Raw genomic sequence first — 21,898 nt, forward strand, 5'->3', positions numbered from 1 at the left:
TTGATGCTGATTGTTAATTCTTCCCGACGCCGCAGGCGGCGTGATAGTCCGAGAGACTCTTCGTCACTCTCCAGATCAAAAGCTGTTCCGGATCGAGCGGCGCATCTGCGAAATCCTGTGCGGCCGGCAGGTGCTGCCACAGCAATGGCAGCGGTACGATTTGCCCTCGAAGGGCCTCGCACAGCTGCCGGACGGCATCTTGTGCTTCAGCCGACGCCCAATAATAGCGGATGCGGTCAGACAGCGAGTAATGCCGCAGCCAGCGCATCTCGGCGTTTGTGCCGTGGTAGTGGCGGCTCCAGTTGCCCGGCTGATCGAGCATCAGCGCCTCCATCGCCTGGTAGAGAGGACGCTGGCCGTAATCGGGCAAGAGGTCCGACGCGATCGCATCCAGTGCGTAGAGCGCCTCGCGCAGGACGAAGGTCAGTTCGGGACCGACCTTCAGAATGGGAAAGCCGTCCTCGACCAGTGCGGTCAACGGCCGGGTCCCCTGATAGTCCGTCGAGTGCGCCTCGAAGACGAACTGCGGCTCCTTGGTGAGCACCGATTTCAGCGCGTCTATCTTGCTCCGGTCGTACAGGATGACATTCTGATTGCCGAACTCGACGCCCGGCTGAACGACCAGCCCGATGGCCCGTCCAAACGCTTGCCCGAGTCCGGCCTCCGCAAAGATCCGGCGGTGGACTTCGATCGTCTCCAGCGCCGCTGCGGCCGCCGTCGGTTCGATCGTTGTCAGGGCGTGGTCGGCCCCTCCCGGCGGCGGCACTTCAGTGCCGATGACGTAAACCGGCATTGCGCCGCCGGTCTTCTTCGCTGAGGCCTCGGCGACCGCCGCAAGCCGGGCGGCGCGATGGGCGGTGGTTTCGTCGTCGAGCGCCACCGGCTCGCCCTTGCAGCCCATCGAGGCATCGAGGTGAATCTTGCGAAACCCCGCCTCGACATAGGCGGCGACCATCTTCTCCGCCTCGGCCATGGCCTCTTCTGCCGAGCGGTCGCGCCAGGGATTGGGGCCGAGGTGATCGCCACCGAGAACGATCAGATTTTCGGGGCACCCCTCCTCGACTGCTATTTTGCCGACGAGGGACGCGAAGTCGCTTGGCGTCATTCCGGTGTAGCCGCCGAGGTGGTTGACCTGGTTGCAAGTCGCTTCGATCAGGACGGTGCTTGCCTGTTGCCGCCCGTGTCGGAGCGCGGCCCGAAGCACGATCGGGTGGGCCGAGCATACGGAGGTCACGCCTCTCGGGTGGCCTTCGATCCTCAGCCTGGCCAGTTCGTTGAGATGCACCTGCATCACGGGTGCCTTTCCGTTGAAGCGATAAACGCATCAAGTTCTTGCTGAGTGCCGGCGCCCTCCATCGGACCGAGAACCGTCACGTTGCGGGCGCCGGCGGCCGAGGCATAGGTCAGAGCTTGCTGCGGAGACATTCCAAGCCGCCGGCAGGTGAGATAGGCACCGCCGAAGCAGTCGCCGGCGCCGGTGGGGTCGACCTCTTGAACGACAAATGCCGGAGCGTCGATGCGGTCTCCGCCCCTGCCGAAATAGGTCGCGCCCTCGGCTCCGCGCTTCAGCACGATCTCCTTGACGCCCACCTCGAACAAGCGGCGGATCGCTTCTGCCTCCCCTTCGACACCGGCGGCACGCTCAAGCTCCTCTCCGGACGGCAGAAGCAGATCGGCGGCAGCGACAAGCTTGGAAAAGCGACGCTCGGTGTCCTCGTCCAGCTTCAATTCCTTGCGAATGTTCGGATCCACCGAGAGCGTTCCCCCGCGTGCCTTGACGATGTCGACCGCCTTGTCGATCACCTCGCGCGCGCTGGGGACCGACAGGGCCGAACCCATCACGTGAAGATGCCCGCTCCGATTGATGAGATCACCGACCGCTTGAGACCAGCCGAAACGCGCAGCTGCTGATGTGGCGATGTTGTAGACGAAATCCCGGGAGCCATCCTTGCGGTAGCGGACAAAAGCGCTTCCTGTAGGATAGTCCGGATCGATCGAGATCGTCGAAACATCGACGCCGTCGCGTTTGAGGCGATCCGTATTGACACGACCGAAATCGTCATCGCCGACGGCGCCGACCATTGCGGCCTTGCCGCCGAGGCGCCCGCATTGCGAGATGAAGATCGCCGGCGCTCCGCTCGCGAACGGACCGACGAGCGGCTGGGCTTTAAGAAAACCGTCTCCAACCGTCGTAGCGACGATCTCGACGAGGATCTCCCCTACGCAAACGGTGGGACCAAGCGGGTCCGGAGCCAGTACTGAAGTCATTTGCAATCCTGCTTTCGATCGTTCTTGTCTTCAACTCGTCGCCGACTGGACCGGCGCACCGTCCTCGCCGCCGAACTCCTCGCTCTCCAATGACAGAAAGCGCTGGTGCAACATGCACGCCGCCCCGAAGGCGGAACCGAACTCCGCATCATCGTCCACAACGATCTCCGGCGTGGGGAAAGCGATGTTCTGGCCCTCCGACATGTGGACCGCCACGCGGGCCGCCACCATCGGGTAGAGGGTTGCCACGGAGCCGCCCAGCACGATCCTGTCGGGGTCAAGCAGACGACAGGCCTGCAGCAATGCGTATGCGAGATGGCGCGACCAGGTTTCGGCGATATTGACCGCGGCCGGGACACGGTCATGAACGTCGCCAACGAACTCCTGCAGATCGACGTGCTTACGTCCAATAGCCTCGCGATACTGCCTGATCAGCACTTCGCGACCGATCAGCTGCTCAAACTTCTGACCGCCGCTTCCCGGCACCAGGGTGTGGCCGATTTCTCCCGCCAGGCCGTGGCCGCCCCGGAACAGCTTGCCATCGATCATGATGCCGCCGCCGACGCCGGTTTCCATCAGCAGGAACAGGGTCACGCCTGAGACGCCGTGACGATAGCTGTCGCCAATCGCAAACGCGTTGGCGTCGTTTTCAACCGCGATCGGGACGGCGGCCGGGAAGGCGGATCGGCCAATCTCCTTCAACGACACCTCTCGCCAGCCGATGATGGGTGCGAGGGTGACAGTTCCGTCCGGCCGGATGTGGGCCGGCGCCGATATGCCGAGACCTTTGCACCGTCCGATCATCCCCTTCGTCATCGCGCCGACAATGAGCTCGACACCCCGCGCCACGGCCGCCTCCACGGTCGAAGACATGGTGTCGAACGCGATTTTCCGACATGCCCGGACTTCGGCGGAGAGATCGACAACTGCAGCCGATATATGCTCGACGCCAATCTCGATCCCGACGAAGAATGCGGCATCGGGGACCAGTTCGAGCATGATACCAGGACGCCCGGCACGGGAATGCTCCAGGCGCTGCTTGCCGCTCTCATCCGACTCCTGAACGAACCCACCTTCCGTCAGTTCGGCGACGATCTCTCCCGAGGATGAGCGATTCATCCCGAGCTTGCGGGCGAGATCCGCCCGGCTGAGGCTTCGGTGGGCATAGATCGTCTGCAAGGCGGCGACGATATTGTTCTGCCGTATCCTGCGCGGCGAACTTCCGATGGAGACGGTGTCGTTCATATTTCAATTCCCTTCAGTCGGCCCAACCCTTACACGACTGGAACAGGCTGTCAGAAGGATAATCAGGGCCGCGCGTTTGTAGCGCGGCGGCGCTTGGCCTCGTCATATTTCAGCTCGATATAGCGCTTCGCGTGCGCCGCAAGCGGATCATTATCCTCCCAGGTGTCGCGCCAGATCGCGCAGGCGAGCGACAGACCTTCGTCCACGACCGTCGTCGAGAAGCTTTCGAACACGATGTCGCGCTTGTAGTCGATGTCGAGCAGAGCGTCGAAGATCAGATCGAAGTTGATGACGCCGTCGCCGAGGTAACCGCGGTTGCTCTCGCCGATGTGGAAGTAGCCGATCTTGTCGCCGGCCAGGCGGATCGCCGCGGCCGGATTGGCTTCCTCGATATTCATGTGGAACGTGTCGAGGTGGAGACGGACATGCTCCGATCCGGTCTCGGCGATGAACTTCAGTCCCTGCGCCGCCGTATTCAAGAGGTTCGTCTCGAACCGGTTGACAACCTCCAGCACGAGGTCGACGTTCGCTTGTCTCGCGACTTCCGCAGTTGCGGCAATCGCGGCGACGCTGTTGTCCCAGCCCTTCTTCGTCGGCTGGCGATTGTACTTGGTGTGCGCGGAATAGAGAATTCCGCCGAGCTTGTTGCCGCCGATATCACGGACCGCACGAACGGCGTCGGCCAGCGTCTGCTTGCCGGAAGACACCGCAGACATGTCCTCGCTCGATACGTCCCTGTCGAGTGGCAGGCCCATCGTCACGCCAATCTCCACGTCAAGCGACTGCGCAAGCTTTGCCAATCGATCGAGATTGAATTTCTCGGGGCGCAGATAGGCAAATTCGATGGTGCGATATCCGTGTTCGGCCGTCTTGTTGAGGGCCATTTCCAGCCCTTCCTGCGTTTGGCCGCCTGTCCATACAAATGAATGGATACCCAATCGACGCATAGCCTTTTCCTCCAAAAATGCCTTTGGCTGCGGACAGTGCTATGCCATTTAGTTTGGCAAGACAACAAATAATTTTGGCTGTAATTTTTTTGCTGCTTTGCAAAATTACCTTGCAATGCAATATATTATACCTCTCACCATTGCATTCCGTCCTCCGCCGGAAATTACTTTCTGCAAAAATCAATGGGATAGATCCCCCATTTGCATGTTTAGACAACAAATGTTGCGCCGGTGGATTTTTTGGCCTACACAAAGGACCGGCGAAATGATCTCGCTGCATTTTGGGAGGATTGAAAATGAACTATGCTTTGAAGGCTAGCGCGCTTGCGCTGACGCTCGGCCTCGCCACGACTGCTTCGCCGGCCTGGGCTGATTTCTGGTCCGACGCCGGCGCCAAATTCAAGGGCGTGACACTGCACGGCGTCACCGAAAGCACCCCGCCATCGAACTACATCAGGAACGTGCTGGCTCCGGAATTCGAAAAGAAGACCGGCATCAAGGTCGACATCGAGACGACGTCCTGGGATCAGATGTACGACAAGGCCATCAAGGACATGGAAGCCAAGACCGGCATCTATGACATGGTCTACATCGAGCAGGACATCATCTACTCCTATCTCGCCAGGAATTTCCTCGTCGACATCACGAAGACGCTGAAAGACCAACCGGATCTGAAGGCGCCGACCTATGACGACGCCAACTTCACCAGCTTTGCCGACTACTTCAAGGACTCGAGCGGCGATCTCTTCGGCGTTCCGATGGAAGCCTTCCTGAAGGCGTATCTCTATCGCAAGGACCTCTTCGACGATCCGAAGATCAAGGAAGCCTTCAAGAAGGAAACCGGCAAGGACCTGAAGCCGGCGGCCACACACGCGGAATACACCGAGATCGCCGAATTCTTCACGAAGTACGGCAAGGACAACGGCATGGAGCTCTGGGGCACCACCGCTCAGGCACATACAGGCCATCCGGCGTCCTGGTATGAATTCTTCGAGTCCATCGCGCCGACCTTCGGCGTCTACAATTGGGGCATCGACGCGAAGAACAACTATGCGGCGACGGTCGAACATGGCGGCGCGATGAACGGCGACAAGGCAAAGGCCGCGTTGAAGTACTGGCTGCACCTGCGCGACATCGCTCCTCCGGAATCGACGCAGTCGACCTGGACGGAAACTGCAACGACCTTCGCCGCCGGCCGCGTCGCCCAGGGACTGATCTACGGTGAGAATGCCGCGTGGATCGCAAGCGATCCGGCGCAGTCGAAAGTGGTCGGCCAGGTCGGTTTCGCTCTGCCGCCGCTCGAGCCGGGCGTATTGGACGACGCGAAAGCCGGAAAGGGCTATATCGGCTACTACGATGGCGGCGCCTTCGGCGTGCCGGTCACGTCCAAGAACAAGGAAGCGTCACTGCTGTTCCTCGAATTCATCGGCCAGAACGAAGTGCAGCCCGATTGGGCCATCGCCGCACCACGCATCACCAATACGGCGACGTTCGACGATCCGAAAGTGAAGGAGATGGACGTCAAGCTCGGCGGCTTCTACACGATGCTGAAGGACGACGGCAAGCTCTTCGCCGGCGCTCCCCCCTACCCCTTCCATGCGCAGGTGCGTGAAGCGACCGCTCCCATCTTCTACGACATCCTGACCGGCAACATCGGGCCTGATGAAGGCCTCGACCAGATGGCGGCCAAAGCCGAAGAAGAGCTCACCTCGCTCGGTTATCGCAAATAAAGCATCCTCCCCAACTGACGGGTCGTTCCGACGACCCGTCATCTTTCGCTCCTGATGGAGCGGACGTCCACATAGTGTTCAATGGGGGATAGGCGATGCATTCGCAGAAGCTCGGGTGGCTGTTGCTGTCACCGACCATAGTGATCCTCGGACTGTTCGGGATATTTCCGTTCATTTACGTCCTCTGGGTCTCTTTCCATTCATGGAACCCGTTCGCTGCCAATCCGGGCATGATCTTCAACTGGGCTGAGAACTATCGGCGGCTCGTCTTCGACCCGCAGTTCCTGGCATCGCTCGGCATAACCCTGGCATTCGTCTTCTTCGCGGTCGTGTCGGAGTTGGTCCTCGGCTACATCCTCGCCCAGGCGCTGCTTAAGGACTTTCCCGGAAAAGCAGTGTTTCGCACGATCCATACTCTGCCGCTGATCATGGCGCCGATCATCGTCGGCTCCGTCTGGAAGCTGATGACCACGCCGTCGATCGGCATCATTCCCTATCTTCTCAGGAGCTGGTTCGGCTACGATCTGAATATCGGCCAGAGCGCCGTTGCGGCCTTCACCGTCACTGTCATCATGGATATCTGGCACTGGACGCCGCTCGTCACCCTCTCGCTGATCGCCGCACTTGTCTCGCTTCCATCAGACCCGTTCGAGCAGGCGCAGATCGACGGCGCCGGCAAGAGCCAGATCTTCTGGCACATCACGCTCCCCCTGATCCGCCCGGCCCTGCTCGCCACGGTGTTCATCAGGCTGATGGACGCGCTGCGCACCGTCGACGAAGTCCTGATGCTGACCGGCGGCGGCCCGGGCTCATCGACCCGCTACATCGGCGTCCATATCTTCAGGGAAGTCTTTCCCAAGACGAATTACGGCTACGGTTCGGCGATCTCCGTCATCGTTCTCTATCTCACCATCGTCGTCTGCTGGCTGCTCTATGTCGGCCTGATTGCACCCCGCGTGAAGAGAGGTTGAAGCGATGAAGACCAAAAATCCCTGGCTTCCGGTCCTCCTGTGGACCTTGATTAGCTTCGTCACCCTATTCCCGATCTATTGGCTCTTCGTCATATCGGTGAAACAGCCCTTCGACCTGTTTTCGACGCCCGACGTCATTCTCCGGAGCTTCTTCTGGAAGAACTACCAGGACGTGCTGACCAATCCGACCTTGCGCGGATACATGCTCAACTCGCTGATCATTTCGTCGGGCAACGCGCTGCTCGTCACCACGCTCGGCTTCCTTGCCTGCTACGCCCTGACGCGCTTCGACCTCGCCGGCAAGGAAAGCATCTTCTTCTGGACGATTACCAACCGCATGGCGCCGCCGGCGGTCTTCCTCCTGCCGCTTTTCCTGCTTTTGACGCAGGTCTACAAGATCGGCGACTTCTCGCTCGCCGATTCCAAGCTGGGCATGATCCTGGTCTATTGCTCCTTCAACCTTCCCTTCGCCATCTGGACGCTGCGCCCGACCGTGGAAGGCATTCCGAAGGAATTGGACGAGGCGGCCTACATGGACGGCGCGAGCCCATGGACCGTGCTCTATGATATCATCTTTCCTTTGGCACGGCCCGGACTTGCGGTGACGCTGATCCTGACCTGGGTGTTTGCGTGGAACGAATATCTGCTGGCGGCGACGCTCACCAACTTCCATGCCCGCACTCTGACCACCGGCCTGTCGGAATATGTGACGACGACGGGGACGGCCTGGGGCATCATGGCTGCGATCTCCATGCTGACCTTGGTTCCGGCGCTCATCGTCTTTTCGGTGGTGCAGCGTCACATCGTCGCCGGCCTGACCTTCGGCGCCGTGAAAGGATGAAACGATGACGTCTCAATCAGGAAATAACGAACCCAAGCCGGGGTTTCTGCCGATCGAAACGAACTGGTTCGACCGGCTCTTCATCTCGATCGTGATCTGGGTCGCGCTCTCACTGTTCTGGATGCGGTTCATCGAACCGATCGGGCTTTCGGTATGGTTCGCGGCGGCAATCTCGGCAGTGCTTGGCGCCTATATCGTCTGGAAGGGATGAGAGATGATGAATGCCGTCAACAACATCAAAACAAAAACTGCGCTGCTTTAGGGGGAACGACATTGGCAAACGTACAGGTTAGCGACGTCACCAAGAAATATGGCTCTCTTCAGGTCATGCACGGCGTCAGCGTCGACATCGAGGACGGCGAGTTCGTCGTGCTGGTCGGTCCATCCGGTTGCGGCAAATCCACCCTGCTCCGGATGATCGCCGGGCTGGAGACGGTCAGCAGCGGAGATATCCGGATCGGCAGCCGTGTCGTCACCAACGCTCCCCCCAAGGAGCGTGATATCGCGATGGTGTTTCAGAGCTACGCTCTCTATCCCCACAAGACGGTCGCCGAGAATATGGGCTTTCCGCTGAAGATGGCCAAACGCCCCAAGGCGGAGATCGCCGAGAAGGTCGGCAGGGCAGCCGAGATCCTCGATCTGACGCGTTATCTCGACCGCTATCCGAAGCAACTGTCGGGCGGACAGCGTCAACGCGTGGCGATGGGCCGTGCCATCGTTCGCGATCCGCAGGTCTTCCTGTTCGACGAGCCGTTGTCGAACCTCGACGCCAAACTCCGCGTCACCATGCGCGTCGAGATCAAGGAGCTTCACCAGCGGCTGAAGACCACCACCGTCTACGTCACGCACGATCAGATCGAGGCGATGACGATGGCCAACAAGATCGTGGTAATGCGCGATGGCAGGGTCGAGCAGATCGGCAAGCCTCTCGATCTCTACGACTTCCCCGTCAACCTCTTCGTCGCCGGCTTCATCGGCAGCCCATCGATGAACTTCCTTCAGGGCCGCATAGCCACCCAGGACGGCAGGAAGATCGTCGTCACTGACCAGGGCATCACCCTTCCGATGGCGGATACAAATGCGGATGACGGACGAGCCGTTACCTACGGCATCCGGCCGGAGCACATCACGATCGGCGAAGAAGGCGTTCCAGTCGAAGTATCGGTGTTCGAGCCGACGGGTTCGGAGACATTGATCTTCGGCCGCACGGGAGGCGTGCCGATCGACGCCCTGATCCGCGAGCGTATCGAGGTCGACCCCGGACGGACGATGTACTTCCACATCGACCCTCGGCGTGCGCATATCTTCGATCGCGAAACAGGCCAGAGACTGTAGGAGGACGACCCATGGAGTTCAAAGGAAAGACTGTCATCGTGACCGGCGCCGGCAAAGGCATCGGACGCGAAATTGTAAGGATGCTCGTCGAACGGGGTGCGCAGGTCGTCGCCCTGACCCGCAGCGGCGCCGACGTCGAAGCGCTGCGAGGGGAATTCGGCTGCCGGGCAATCCAGGTCGATCTCGCGGATGCCGATGCGACCAAAGAGGCGGCGATCGCTGCCCTTCCCGCAGATTTCCTTATCAACTGCGCCGGCACGACCGAGCTTCAGCCGTTCCTGGAGACAACCGTCGAAGCATTCGACCGTCTTGTCGCGGTCAATACGCGCGCTCCGATGATCGTCGCCCAGGAATATGCCCGTTCGCTGATCAAGGAAGGCCGTCCAGGCGCCATCGTCAATGTCTCGTCGGTCGCATCCTTCGTCGGCATCCCCGATCACGCCGCTTATTGCGCGTCCAAGGGTGGATTGGATGGCTTGACGCGGGTCATGGCAAAAGAGCTCGCGCCTCACGGCATCCGCGCGAACGGCGTCCACCCGACGGTGACGTTGACACCAATGGCGGTGAAGGCATGGAGCGATCCCGAAAAGGCCGCGGGGATGATGAAGCGAATTCCGGTCGGACGCTTCGCTGAGCCGGCAGACATTGCCGAGGTTGTTCTTTTCCTGCTGTCCGACCAGGCTGCCATGGTGAACGGCATATCGATGCCGGTGGACGGCGGTTACATGATCGCTTGAGGTTCTGTAGCGCCGGGCCTTTTTCAGACACGCGCCCGAGTCAACGGTTTGAGCTGTATTGATCGCGAATATATGTGTTGTAATAGGTGCCGGCCGATGAAGCACGAAGAAGGCCATGATAGATGGCTTCGGGTACTCCATAGAAATCGTATGGCCCTCCGCTTTCGACGAACCAAATCGTCAAGGTGCGGCTGCCGGGATTGTATTCCGCCCGGCTAATGGCGGACGAATGAAGAAGTGGCATCGCTACTTCTTCTTGTTAGGACGCTGCGTAAGAGCCGAACCTGCCGCCGTCTTCGAATTCTTGCCCGTGCTTTCGGATTTTAGAACCTTCGAAGCGGCGCTGCCCGCCTTCTTTGACGTTGTCTCGCTCTTTGCCATTGGACACTCCTCGAATCACAATTTAGGCAAATAAGATATAAACCTATGTTGTGCTTCGCTGTCAATTCGACACTACATGTAGTGCAGGCCTATCATTGCGATACGGGAAGCGGCGACGTTGACCGCCGCACCAATCGGCGCAGCTCATCTTGATCAACGAAGTGATCCGTCACTCCTGCCTCTTTATCCGGATGGCTGAAGACAAGACCGTCGGAATCCTCAAGCTTCAGAGCTTGCTCCGTATTCATGATCCCCAGTGCCTGGCGCTCGTACTCGGACTCGAGCGCCGCCTCGACGATGGCTTTTTTCCTGCGCATGTCCATTTCCTCCGTTGCTCAATGGTAACGGACGGGCGGAGTCGCGGTTCCCATCAGGCCATCACGATATGAGACCCGTTGAAACGAACGCCCCGTCGATACACGGCTATCCATCGCGCCGGCCACGCTGTTTTTATGCCCTCGCTGCGAGGTTTGGCGCTGCCATCAGCATGCCACTACGGCCGCCAAACACGAAAGCGGCCACATTTACCGCGACCGGCGCGATGAGTGTTCATGCCCCGAGGAGCTTCAACGCGCTGGCTCAGGCGCACCCCTTGAGGCTCCGGAGCAACGCCGGCAGATGGGTAGAGGAGCTGCGATCGTTTTGACGGGTCTTATTATTCGTCAAGCAGCTCCCGCAGCGAGAAATATTTTTGACAATTAGCAAATTCTCACGAATTCGACCTCCAACAGCTTTCCTAATTTTTCGATGCTGCTCCCAATGTGTCCGACGCCGACTGCGCAATGATGCGCCGGTCCTTCGGCGTTCCAATTCTCGACGAACGCGCGCGCCCCGATTGGAAATTGATAGCGGCTGTTGGTGTTTCCAATTTCCAGGATCGGCCCGGGCACCGATTGTCCTTCGGCGCACAACAGCTTCACTTTTCCGGCGCACTCCGCCACGGAGAGCAGTGTGACCGGGCCATTCTTAACCGACATTTCGACGCTAACGCCGGAGCCGACCTTACCGTGATAGACCTCCAGAGGACGGATCTTGGTTCGACCCTCTGCAATTTTGGTATGGCCTGGGCCATCATGGCCCATCAGGACCACATCTGCATCGAAATCCATTGCATAGTATTCGGTGAAGGAACCCCCGGTGCCGAAGCTGTCCATGATCTTCATGGCCTGCGCGTTCTTGATCTCATATTCGCCAGCAACCGGTATGCCTTCGGCGGTGAGCATCGAACAACCAACGATTACCGACGTGATGACGTCCTCATATTCATGCCCGGACACCGATTCGTAATAATAGGCGAGCGAGCCGAGACGCTTTGCGTCGACGAGTTTGCGTAGCGCGACGGCAGTTCTTGCCGCCCGCGCCAGTTCGTTCGGATCGCAATCCGGCTGCACGTCGAATTCCGTTCGGATTCTGTCCAAGCAGGCCGCCACTTCCGCCTCGCCAACATCGCGTCTGAGGCGTGCTAGCTCGTCAATCTCCACCACTTCGATGTGTGTCCCGAATGCCGTGCTTTGGGCTGTGAGATCGGAATAGATATCGAGCATGCCGTTGTAATAGCGCCCCATGACGCCAAGGCGATTATGCGACATGACGTGGGCTACCCGTGCAGCCTCGATCCACTCCTCGATCTCGTTGTCGACAAACGGGTCATCGTTGAGAACGCCTGTTACTTGGTGGAACCGAATGCCCGCTCGAGTGAACACATTGGCAATCTCGGGCACCGGGCATGCAGCGCAGTGCGCCAGCCACTCGCCGGTCATGGCAGTCCTGTTGCCGAGTGCGTTGAAGGACGCGTAGTCGATCGCACCAGCCGGCTGCAGATTCAAAATAATGACCGGCACCTTTGCACGCCGAACGACCGGCAAGACGGTCGACGATAGAGCGTAGGTGGTGATGTAAAGGAAAATGATATCGACATCGGCCTGACGAAACAGATGGCCGGCATCGACGGCCTTCTCCGACGTATCGACGAGGCCAAGATTGACGACTTCGACCCCGGGCCGTTCCAGCTTGGACGCGACGACGTCCACGTATCCACGCAGCCTTGCTTCGAGACCGTCAAACTGCGGCCAATAGGCCTCCAGACCGATACCGAACAGGCCGGCCTTCAAAGGGCGATCAGACATTCCATTTTCTCCTGGAATTATGGCGGGGTCAGCCCTGCAGGCGGACACGAAGCTGGTCGAGGCCCACGGCCAGAAGCAACACGACACCGCGCGTGACATCCTGCCAGAAACTGGACACGTTCATGAGGGTCAGGCCGTTGTTCAGAGTTCCGAGGATCAGCACCGCAATCAGCGTACCCCAGACGCTTCCCCGCCCGCCAAAGAGGCTCGTGCCTCCAAGAATGATAGCGGCGATGATCGTCAGCAGATGCTGACTTGCTGCATTCGGGGCTGCCGCGCCGAGCATTGCTGCAAGAATGATACCAGCGGCAGCGCCTGAAATGCCTGAGATCACGTAGAGGATCATCTGGGTGCGCTCGACAGGCACGCCGAGAAGGCTGCTGGCCTCGGGATTGCCGCCGGTTGCGTAGACAAACCGCCCGAACGGCGTCTTGGCAAGCACGAGCCAGAGGACGGCAAAGACGATCAGCATGACGATGACGGGAAACGGCACGGACAAGATGCGGCCTGAACCAAGCCAGTTGAAGGCCGGCACGAAGAGCGGCTTGCTCAAGCCACCCGTCATGACCATCGACAGGCCCGAGAAGATGCTCATCGTCCCGAGTGTCACGATCAGGGGATTGAGGCGCAGCTTGGTGACGATCACCCCATTCGAAATTCCGACCCCGGCGCCGACGACCAAGGCTGTCAGGCATCCAAACCAGATATTGATCCCGTTGGAATGCATCAATGCGACGATGACGCCGGCCAGTCCGGCAACGGCAGCCACCGACAGGTCGAGTCCACCGCCAATGATCAGTGGCGTTCCGGCTGCGGCCATGAGCCCGATGAAGGCCATGTTCGTGCCGATATTGGCAAGATTGCTCACCGAAAGAAAGAACGGCGACAGCATAGCGAAAGCCGCAAGAAGGATGACATAGAAGCCCAGCAGAACCACGATACCGGCGGCCGGTCTGGCAAGGATCTCCGTCATCGACTGGCGTTGGCTGGTTGTCTTGGGTTCGCTTGCAACGATCGAGTTTGACTTGTTCATGCTTTCTCCAATTCGTTCGCAGCAGACACGGAGTGCGACTCCGCCGCCTGCATCAGCTCGGCGGCCGATGCATTGGCTCCCAGTGCGGCCACGGCGCGGCCCTCTTCGAAGACGATCGCTCGGTCGGCAAGACCGGCGACTTCCTCAGCGTCCGATGAGACGAGGAGTATGCCCAATCCGTTCGCTGCGAGCCGGCGGATCTCCTCATAAATCTCTCGTCGAGCGCCGAGGTCGACCCCGCGGGTCGGTTCCTCGAGAATGAGCAGCTTGGGGTCGCCGAGCAGCCATCGCGCCAGGCACACTTTCTGCTGGTTGCCGCCGGACAGGAGTCTTATCTCCTGCTCCGGACCCGTCGTCTTGACGCGCAGGGTGCGGATCCAGTGTTGCGACATTTCCCGCTCCCGATTGTCATCGACGAGCCCGAAGCGCGTAAAGCGCGTGAGGTAAGGGAGGGTCGTGTTGGTACGGACGGTGAGGTTGGCGATCAGGCCTTGCCGCTTGCGCTCGGCTGCAACGAAACCGATACCGCTTCGAATGCTTGCCCGCGGGTTCGACAACGCCATTTCGGCTGTCCCCATCCGGATTGAACGGACCTTCGCCTTGGGCTCCGCCCCATAAATGGCTCTGCCGACCTTCTCAATCCCGGAGCCGATCAGGCCGAACGCACCCAGGACCTCGCCGCGGCGCACCGAAAAGGACACGTCGCTGAGCCAGCCTGGCAGCGACAGTCCTTCGACAGCCAGGATCGTCTCGTCCGGCAGGGATTGCGGCTTTGCCGGAAAAAGATCGCCGAGATCGCCTCCCAGCATCGCCCGCAGCACCTCGTCGTGACTGGTGGCGCTCGTCTGGAACTGTCCGCGTACCTCGCCGTCCCGCAACACGACGATCCGGTCGGAGAGGCGAAACACCTCGTCGAGGTAGTGGGAGATATAGATGATCGTGACCCCGTCGGCGCGAAGCGCATCGATCACCCCGAACAGCGTTTCGGCATCTGCTTCTCCGAGTGCAGCAGTCGGTTCATCCATAATCAGAATACGAGCCTCGCCGGCCAATGCCCGGGCGATCTCGACGATCCGCTGCTCCGGAAGCGATAGCGATCCCATTCTCCGGCTCGCAGAGACATGACCGAGCTTCAGTCGGCCGAGCAGCGTCGTCGCTTGCCTCTGCATGGCGGCACGGTCGACGAAACTTATGCCGGCGATCTTGCGCTTGGGCATCGATCCCAATGCGATGTTCTCCGCAACCGACAAGTCCGGATGCACGGATAGTTCCTGCGGCATCAAGCGAATGCCCGATGCTATGGCCGCACGTGCCGACGTGATGTCGACTGCGGCCCCATCGATCTGTATCTGTCCGGCGTCGCAGGAATAGACGCCGGACAGGATCTTCATCAGCGTGGACTTGCCTGCACCGTTAGCCCCGAGCAGCGCCACGACCTCGCCGGCATCGGCCGAACAGGTGACGTTTTTCAAGACCTGCACGCCGGAGAAGGACTTGGTCACGTTGGTGATTTGGAGCCGCGCCACGCGGTTCTCCGTGCTCGATACGGTCTGCATCAGAATCGCCTCCGACCCCAGATCATTGCCTGGGGAGAATTGCCTCGTACCCCTTCAACCAATCCTCTTTTTTCAGACCAGAGAGATAGCTTGCGAACTCTGCCTCGGGAAACATGTAACCGTCGGCTTCGCCGGCGCAGGCGAATTCCTTGTAGAATTTGCAGATGTTTGCCTTGGTTACCATCTGATGGGTGACGAAGGTAGCCTCCGGCACGGCCTTGCCGGCAAGCGCAGACAGTGCAATCGGAATGAGATAATTCCCGTAGCTGCCTGGAAACGAACCCGTAGCCGCCACGAGTTTCGGGTCCGTGGCAAGCGCCTCGGCTTCATCCGCGCCGTTGCCGACGGCGATGGCCTGATCGACGCGCCCGGCTGCCCGGACGGCCTGCAGCATGCCCATGGTCGCCTGGTCGTTGATCGCAATGATCAAGATCGGCGCGCCCGGCGGAATGCGGCCGAGTACGTTGTTCATCTGGGTATAGGATTCCTGCAGCGTGTTCTTCGTATCGATCTCGATGATGTGGTCGGCCGGGAAATCCTTGGTCAGGGCCAGGAAGCCGGCGCGCTGACCTTCCGTGCGCATGCGCGGGATAACGCCCGACTGGGGCAGTGCGCCGATGACGAGATAGCCGCTTTTCACCGTGTCCGCGCCAAACTGTTTTGCCGCAGCCGTTGCAAGGTAGGACCCGCCCATGAAACCGGACTTCGGATTGTTCACGCCGAAGAAACTTGCACCGGGCATAGGGATATCGATTGCCGTGACCTTGGTGCCGTCTTGCTTGAACACGTCCATCACGGTCTGACCGAAGTTTGCGTCGGTCTGAAACTCGATGACGTAGTCAACCTTGCGTTCGGCAAAAGATTTGGCATTGGCAAGCGCGGTCGGCCCATCGAGGCGGTTGTCGGCGACAACGAGTTCCACGCCGGCAGCATCGGCGTTTGCCTGAATGCCTTTCTCCACGAGCACGCCGAAAGCGATGTCACGCTGAAGATTGGCGAAGCCGATGCTGTACTTGCTGCCGTTTTTCGGAGGCGTCACTTTGGACGCGTCGGCGGCCATGGCCTTGAGAGCCTCGGCCGAGAGCATATTGCCGTCGAACTTCGCGGGATCGAACCCGTGGAAATCATCGGCATAGGCAGCAGATGCGGCGAGGCAAGCGGCTGCGACCAGCAGTCTGGCGTGAGTTTTCATATCTATTCTCCTCCCAGCCGCTACCCTCCCCGGCAGCGGCGATAGCTGATGCAATCAGCGTTTCGGCAAAATTCGATCAACTTTGCCCTGACCTGATGACGGTACCATCGGCCATACCTGTTGACACGACGCCAAAATCCACAAAAGTGATCATTTGCATACAAAAAATGATCCTAAAAAGGCGACGTCAAATGACGGAAAACTACTTCGTCTACATGCCTGACAACAGAATTTCTGCAGCATGGGGCTGCACCGCTGTCTCGACGGGCTATTCGGTCATTGTGCCACACTCCAACTACCCTCCGAGCCGTCATCCGGACGACCATCATTTCAGCTGGTCTCGAGGCCGCATCCTTCAGGCCTATCAGGTCGTGCTGATCAGCGCCGGCAACGGGAAGCTCGAATTCGGCAACCTGCGCCGACAGGTGCGCGTCACGGAAGGATCGATTTTTCTCCTGTTCCCGGGCGTGTGGCACAGGTTCGCGCCCGATCGGCGAACCGGCTGGACCGAGCACTGGATAGAGTGCCGGGGAACCGCTTTCGATTTTGCAGTGGATGCTGGCCTCCTGCATGTCGAACGCCCGCTCAACCCGGCAAGCGAAGAGATCAATCATGTGTTCGCCGCCATCCATGACCTGGCGCGGCAGGATCCCGTGCTTCATCAGCTGGTGATATCCACGCTTGGGTTGCAGCTCCTTGCGCTGCTCTGCCGGCCGGACGATCTGGCAACCGGCGCCGGCGCGCGCCTCGTCGATCGGGCGCGCATGACCCTGATGGAGCGCTGCGGAACTTCACAATCGGTCGAGGATCTCGCAGCAGAGATGGGGGTGAGCTACCCCTATTTTCGCCGGTTGTTTCGTGAGCAAACCGGGATGTCGGCGAAACAGTACCAAATGAACGTCCGCGTTCAGCGAGCACGCGACTTCCTGGTAAACACCGACAAATCGGTAAAAGAAATCGCCGGCCTGCTCGGCTTTCATTCCGCCTTCCATTTTTCCAGCCAATTCAAAAATGCGGTTGGCTGCGCACCGACGGAATATCGTAAGACCTCTGAGAATTGAGACGTCTGCCGATCCGTGGCACCGCGCGACCCCAGACGTCCCTCAGTCTGTCTTCGATGTCAGGAACCAGCGGCCGCGTGCTTGATATGGTCCGACAAGGCTGCACGCCGTTTCGCGGCGTAGAAACGAGAGCGGCTCGACGCTGCAATCAGTGGAGAAGCCGCATGTCTGCCAGTCGCTGAAGAGGCGGCGCGTCGGGCAATGGGAACCACAGTTTTCGGAAGACCTCTTATTTCATTGAAAGCTAATTTGAACTTCGTTAGCTTCCTTTGCGGGAGGACTACAATGCAACACATTGATTCGATTACTGCCGAGCCTATCGTAGCGGCGAAGGTCTGGTGCATCGCGGAGTTCTGCTCGCAGCACCGTTTGGATGGCAAGGAGCAAGCCAAGCTTACCGCTTTGTTCGGTGAGTTCGCGACCATCAGCGAACTCGTCCACAATGTAACGCGTAGATCAAGGTCAAGGTGAAGAGGCCGATCCGGCGAAACGGCTGACGTTCCATGTGCTCACCTGGCCGACGGCACCAGCGAGCGTGCGATATCGATGATGTCATCACGCGAGGTGGTCGGGTCTTCCCTGTCCAGGCCATCACGATATGAGACCCGTTGAAACGAACGAACGAACGCCGATGCTGGCGACACCGCCTAACTCGGCGAGACGTCAGGCCCACCGGCGGCTCTTTGAATTAAGCGGGCAACCACTTCAGTGCGGTTCTGCGCCTGCAACTTGCGCATGATGTGTTGCAAATGCATCTTCACCGTATGCCCCGACAAATTGAGTTTTCCTGCAATGACCTTATTTGAGCAGCCGCATTGCAGCTCTGCGAGGACATCCGCTTCCCGGGGAGTGAAATCAGCAATCGCCAGGTACTGCGTCCTATCATCCAAGCTCTTTTCGGCCTCATTTCTGGCCGGACTATGCTCGCTTGAGCCTGCTGTAACAGCTCCCAATAGCTGCGGGAAAAATGTTCCTCCTGCCAAAACGAGACGAAGACCGGCAAGAGCAATGTCAACGGGAAGTGAAGTCGAGAAAAAGCCGCGGATGCCCATCTTGAGTGCCTGACGGGCTATGATGGCGTCATCCGTACCTGAGAGCAACGTGACAGGGGCCTCAGGAAAACGTGCAGCAATCGCCGCGAGATCATCACGCAGGCTGGTGCTCTCAACACTTCTGCCGGCCAGACCCAATACAATCAAACGCACCTCAGCTCCAAGAGCACTATCGAGACTCTCGGTAGAGATCAAATCTGTAACGTTCCACCCGGCGAGTTCACGCTCAAGAAGCTTCACCACGGTGGTGCGCGCCAATGTAGAATGCTCGATGATGATCACAGTTGGTGCATTGCGCCCCATACGGCGCCTAGTTCCAGTAATGTCGGACACTTGCGTGCTCCCCCAGAATATTTGCAACGCAACAGCCATTCATATTATTCCTGTTCTCACTACATGTCATGATAAAAAGTGAGTGTATCTCAGGTATCAATAGTCTGATCTTTCATCATAATTCTTATAGTCTATAAGATATCAACGAGATGTAACTTCACCTGCAGAGCATATTGAACAGATTTTTCATGAAGGCCTGCTGGTTCGACTTGTCGCCGTAGACTTTCCAGCCTTCGCCAAATTCACGTACGGCAAGCGGATCAACAAAGCTTTCAAAGGCGCTGAAAAGGCAAGCAATCTGCTACAGACCCATTTCGGAAAGCGCCATTGGATATAACGAGCTGCCGATCGGCTCGGCTTTGTTTCCATATCTCAATTCAAAGCAGTCACGGGCCTCGACAGCAAAACGGCAAACGCGAAAAGCAACAAAAGTACAAGATCGCTGATTACCCGTTATGATTAGTGAAAACTGCGCTCTATCGACGCATTAATACCAGTTGGCACCGTTTTCACTCCGGCAGCACTGTGCCGGCACTGCCAGATGCCGGTCAGAGGTCACGGCTCTGGCGGCCGAAATAGGCGACAATGCGGATGAGGTCATGTTGGAATGTTCGGGATCTCAGTGAGCCCGCCGTTCAGTGCCATGTCGGCATAAGGAGCCGAATGCCGGGCGGAAGGAAACAATTCAACATATGGCTTGAAAGATCGCACGAAGAACGGTTTCGTGCAGTTGAGCCACCGCAATACAACTGGGGAGTCCATCCGCGAGAACAGGATGTCCTCCGAAAACCGCTCACACTTTTCGGCATCATGCTAGCTATGCATGAAGCTCAGAATGTCGTCTACGAGAGCCGAATGGGCGTCCGTGAGGTTACCGTCTCCGCCGTGGCCCGCGATGCCGGCCAACTGAAGCGCTTGCTGATCATAGAGAACATGATCGACCTGTTGGGCGTCCGCCGTCCCACCGGCGGGAACGGCAATGTTGATGGGATGGAAATAGCCGAAATTGACATCGACCATGCTGCCGGTTGACGATCCGACGCCGTCACCGCCACCGCCGAGCGCATGGTTGCCGGTAAAAATCGTATCTGACGACAGGTTGAAGCCACCGCCATTGCCGCCGATGCCTGCGATCTGCACAGTGCCCTGATCGAAAATGACATTGTTTGTCTGATGAGCCTCCGCCGATCCGCCTGCGGCGCCGATGGCGATGTTGATCGGCGAGAAGATGGCGATACTCACGTCGACCATGCTGCCGACGAAATATCCATCGCCGCCGTGGCCTGCATAAAAATCGCCGGTCAATGTCAGCGCAGTTCCTGGGCTCATCGCCGGGCCATGGCCCGCGACGTTATGGTCTCCGCCCGAGCCGCCCATGCCGCCGATCTGGGTTGCGCCCTGCAGGAACAGTGCGTTGTTCGATTGCTCAGCGTGAGCCGTCGCGCCAGGGCCTGCAGCCACAGCAGTATTCACGGGGGCAAACAGCGCGACTTCGGTGCTTACGAGTCCACCGTAGAAAAGCCCATTGCCCCCGCTGCCGGCATGATTGGCGCCATCGCCGCCGCCGATGGCAACATTGCCGCTTCCGCCATTCCCGCCTATCCCGGCCATTTCGGTGGGATGCTGATTGATGAGCGCATCATTGCCCTGGAAAGCGTCGGCACCCGAATGAGGTCCCGCAATAGCGGCATTGGACGGCATGAAAACGGCCAACGCGTTGCTGCTGATCACGCCTTCGCTTATCCCGTCACCACCGCTGCCGGCTGAATTAGAGCTTGGACCGGAAGCGACATCCAATGGAAGCCAAGTCGGCACCAGCGCCAGATGTCCCGCGGCCACATTGGAGGCGAGGTGTTGATCGGTGCCCGCCTTGGGCAAGTCTTCCAATAAGGAACGAGTTTCCGCCATTACCGTCTCCATCCGCGGTCAACCGCACGTACACCGAGCGTGCGGCGCCATGCAGCCTGAATTGTTCAGGCATTGTGCCTCTAAACGGAAGAAAAGCAGAGCCTGCAATTCGTCTACAGCCCCTCGGCTAGGACTGTAGCCATGTGGCTGTCATGACCGCAGCGCCCGTTGTGCGAGTTTGCGAGCACCAATCCGCCTTCGGATCAGAGGTCCTGCATCTTTCTCGCGGCTGAACATATACGTTTTCAGCCCCGAACAGGATCGTCTTTGCCAAGCGAAAACCGGATGAGAACCCCGGATACAGGCGGTTTTCTTGGGCGGGCGTTGCTTCAAAAGGCAGCGCTGCTTCGACGAGGTCGCAGCCATGATCGTGGGCATACCATCCGACGCCAAAGCACTAAGTACCAATCCAAATAATGCTTCGCCGTCTCGAAGTACACATCCAAATGAATGTCACCGAATATCTAGATGGTTTGCATATTAAATCGCAGGCAGTATTTGTCTGCGGTTGTATTGTCTGGCGGTGACATGCTAGATACTTACGCCGTAAAAGTAACACTGATGAAGCGAAGTAGAAGGAGTGACATCAATGCCTATTCCACAGATATCCGACACGATTCATCTCAACAACCCGGATGCGGGTGACGCGAATGCCGGCAACGGCGGAGATGGCCACAACGATGGGAACATCAACTACAACCCGGTTGCATATGTAGACCCCGTGCAAACGGTCTACGGGGCGACGACCGATCTGCACAATGGCGATCACGTTTGGCAGAAGGCAGGTTGGGACGCCGGCAGTGGCGGAGACGGTGGCTTTGCTCAGGCCAAGAACGGCTTCCTGGCGGCGGTCACGAACAGCGGCGACGGCGGCGCGGGGGGAGATTCAAACTCCAACGGCAGCCAAGGAAACTCGAGCGGCGGCGACACGGCTACCGTGAATGCGGCTACGACCGCGACACAATATACGCAGCTTGTGGCCGATCAGCACGCGACCATCCTCGCAGGCGTCGGCGGCAATGGCGGCAACGGAAACAACGCTCTGGGCGGCGATATCTCGTCAGCTCTGGTTCACACGGATCCCGAAACGACGACGGTGAACAATTCTCTCGATCACTTCATAAACGCCTTCGGCCATATCGACGTCGACCATCTCGGCTCCTGAACTCAGACCTCAAGGGC

The 21,898-nt window shown here is 59.0% G+C and carries 21 protein-coding genes; 9 read left to right on the plus strand and 12 right to left on the minus strand.

Features of this window, described 5'->3' with window-relative positions:
- Positions 1 to 13: 13 nt before the first annotated feature.
- The 4 genes from V8P77_RS28965 to V8P77_RS28980 all read right to left on the minus strand — a co-directional run bounded on the left by V8P77_RS28965 (position 14) and on the right by V8P77_RS28980 (position 4,460).
- Positions 14 to 1,291, minus strand: a complete 1,278-nt coding sequence (locus V8P77_RS28965) for a D-tagatose-bisphosphate aldolase, class II, non-catalytic subunit (protein WP_335915655.1) — start codon at positions 1,289 to 1,291, stop codon at positions 14 to 16.
- On the minus strand, positions 1,291 to 2,268 hold the full coding sequence (locus tag V8P77_RS28970; protein ID WP_335915543.1) for a tagatose kinase: 978 nt from the start codon (positions 2,266 to 2,268) through the stop codon (positions 1,291 to 1,293). Before V8P77_RS28970 ends, V8P77_RS28965 begins: the two co-directional genes overlap by 1 nt.
- Positions 2,269 to 2,298: 30 nt before the next feature.
- On the minus strand, positions 2,299 to 3,513 hold the full coding sequence (locus V8P77_RS28975; protein ID WP_335915545.1) for an ROK family transcriptional regulator: 1,215 nt from the start codon (positions 3,511 to 3,513) through the stop codon (positions 2,299 to 2,301).
- Between the two features lie 62 nt (positions 3,514 to 3,575).
- Positions 3,576 to 4,460: a sugar phosphate isomerase/epimerase family protein gene (locus V8P77_RS28980; RefSeq protein WP_335915546.1), complete on the minus strand. Its 885-nt coding sequence runs from the start codon at positions 4,458 to 4,460 to the stop codon at positions 3,576 to 3,578.
- A 296-nt stretch (positions 4,461 to 4,756) separates the two neighbouring features.
- On the opposite strand from V8P77_RS28980, the gene V8P77_RS28985 reads away from it, so the two are divergent.
- From V8P77_RS28985 to V8P77_RS29010, 6 genes are all read left to right on the plus strand, one after another.
- Positions 4,757 to 6,190 (plus strand): extracellular solute-binding protein, encoded by a 1,434-nt coding sequence (locus V8P77_RS28985; RefSeq protein WP_335915547.1) that lies wholly within the window; start codon positions 4,757 to 4,759, stop codon positions 6,188 to 6,190.
- Between the two features lie 95 nt (positions 6,191 to 6,285).
- Entirely contained in the window at positions 6,286 to 7,161 is an 876-nt protein-coding gene (locus tag V8P77_RS28990) for a carbohydrate ABC transporter permease (RefSeq protein ID WP_017958930.1), read from the plus strand.
- A 4-nt stretch (positions 7,162 to 7,165) separates the two neighbouring features.
- The gene (locus V8P77_RS28995; RefSeq protein WP_335915549.1) at positions 7,166 to 8,002 is read left to right on the plus strand and encodes a carbohydrate ABC transporter permease; all 837 of its coding nucleotides are present in this window, start codon (positions 7,166 to 7,168) and stop codon (positions 8,000 to 8,002) included.
- A 4-nt stretch (positions 8,003 to 8,006) separates the two neighbouring features.
- Entirely contained in the window at positions 8,007 to 8,213 is a 207-nt protein-coding gene (locus V8P77_RS29000; protein WP_335915550.1) for a DUF2160 family membrane protein, read from the plus strand.
- A 62-nt stretch (positions 8,214 to 8,275) separates the two neighbouring features.
- Complete coding sequence (locus V8P77_RS29005; RefSeq protein WP_335915551.1) at positions 8,276 to 9,337, plus strand: ABC transporter ATP-binding protein; 1,062 nt, start codon at positions 8,276 to 8,278, stop codon at positions 9,335 to 9,337.
- Positions 9,338 to 9,348: 11 nt separating this feature from the next.
- Entirely contained in the window at positions 9,349 to 10,074 is a 726-nt protein-coding gene (locus V8P77_RS29010) for an SDR family oxidoreductase (protein WP_132613080.1), read from the plus strand.
- A gap of 40 nt (positions 10,075 to 10,114) precedes the next feature.
- On the opposite strand, the gene V8P77_RS34845 is transcribed toward V8P77_RS29010, so the two are convergent.
- Entirely contained in the window at positions 10,115 to 10,258 is a 144-nt protein-coding gene (locus tag V8P77_RS34845) for a KTSC domain-containing protein (protein WP_373694618.1), read from the minus strand.
- Between V8P77_RS34845 and V8P77_RS29015 the strand changes: the two genes are divergently transcribed.
- Positions 10,190 to 10,489, plus strand: a complete 300-nt coding sequence (locus tag V8P77_RS29015) for a hypothetical protein (RefSeq protein ID WP_335915553.1) — start codon at positions 10,190 to 10,192, stop codon at positions 10,487 to 10,489. The genes V8P77_RS34845 and V8P77_RS29015 overlap by 69 nt on opposite strands.
- A gap of 58 nt (positions 10,490 to 10,547) precedes the next feature.
- On the opposite strand, the gene V8P77_RS29020 is transcribed toward V8P77_RS29015, so the two are convergent.
- The 5 genes from V8P77_RS29020 to V8P77_RS29040 form a co-directional block, all read right to left on the minus strand.
- Entirely contained in the window at positions 10,548 to 10,778 is a 231-nt protein-coding gene (locus tag V8P77_RS29020; protein WP_335915555.1) for a hypothetical protein, read from the minus strand.
- A gap of 375 nt (positions 10,779 to 11,153) precedes the next feature.
- Entirely contained in the window at positions 11,154 to 12,581 is a 1,428-nt protein-coding gene (locus tag V8P77_RS29025) for an L-arabinose isomerase family protein (protein ID WP_335915557.1), read from the minus strand.
- A 28-nt stretch (positions 12,582 to 12,609) separates the two neighbouring features.
- Positions 12,610 to 13,614, minus strand: coding sequence for an ABC transporter permease (locus tag V8P77_RS29030; RefSeq protein WP_335915558.1), 1,005 nt, complete (start codon positions 13,612 to 13,614; stop codon positions 12,610 to 12,612).
- Positions 13,611 to 15,170 (minus strand): sugar ABC transporter ATP-binding protein, encoded by a 1,560-nt coding sequence (locus tag V8P77_RS29035; RefSeq protein WP_335915560.1) that lies wholly within the window; start codon positions 15,168 to 15,170, stop codon positions 13,611 to 13,613. Before V8P77_RS29035 ends, V8P77_RS29030 begins: the two co-directional genes overlap by 4 nt.
- A 22-nt stretch (positions 15,171 to 15,192) precedes the next feature.
- Entirely contained in the window at positions 15,193 to 16,362 is a 1,170-nt protein-coding gene (locus V8P77_RS29040) for a sugar ABC transporter substrate-binding protein (protein ID WP_335915561.1), read from the minus strand.
- A gap of 191 nt (positions 16,363 to 16,553) precedes the next feature.
- Here V8P77_RS29040 and V8P77_RS29045 point away from each other — a divergent pair, with 191 nt between their 5' ends.
- Positions 16,554 to 17,423 (plus strand): helix-turn-helix domain-containing protein, encoded by an 870-nt coding sequence (locus V8P77_RS29045; protein ID WP_335915563.1) that lies wholly within the window; start codon positions 16,554 to 16,556, stop codon positions 17,421 to 17,423.
- A gap of 647 nt (positions 17,424 to 18,070) precedes the next feature.
- Here V8P77_RS29045 and V8P77_RS29055 read toward each other — a convergent pair.
- Positions 18,071 to 18,835, minus strand: a complete 765-nt coding sequence (locus V8P77_RS29055; RefSeq protein WP_335915657.1) for a LuxR C-terminal-related transcriptional regulator — start codon at positions 18,833 to 18,835, stop codon at positions 18,071 to 18,073.
- 786 nt (positions 18,836 to 19,621) lie between these two features.
- A complete protein-coding gene (locus tag V8P77_RS29060) occupies positions 19,622 to 20,716 on the minus strand; it encodes a hypothetical protein (protein WP_335915565.1) in 1,095 nt (364 codons plus the stop codon).
- A gap of 589 nt (positions 20,717 to 21,305) precedes the next feature.
- On the opposite strand from V8P77_RS29060, the gene V8P77_RS29065 reads away from it, so the two are divergent.
- Positions 21,306 to 21,881, plus strand: coding sequence for a hypothetical protein (locus V8P77_RS29065; protein WP_003545387.1), 576 nt, complete (start codon positions 21,306 to 21,308; stop codon positions 21,879 to 21,881).
- The last annotated feature ends 17 nt before the right edge of the window (positions 21,882 to 21,898 follow it).

The organism is Rhizobium aouanii (assembly GCF_037002925.1).
Classification (GTDB): domain Bacteria; phylum Pseudomonadota; class Alphaproteobacteria; order Rhizobiales; family Rhizobiaceae; genus Rhizobium; species Rhizobium aouanii.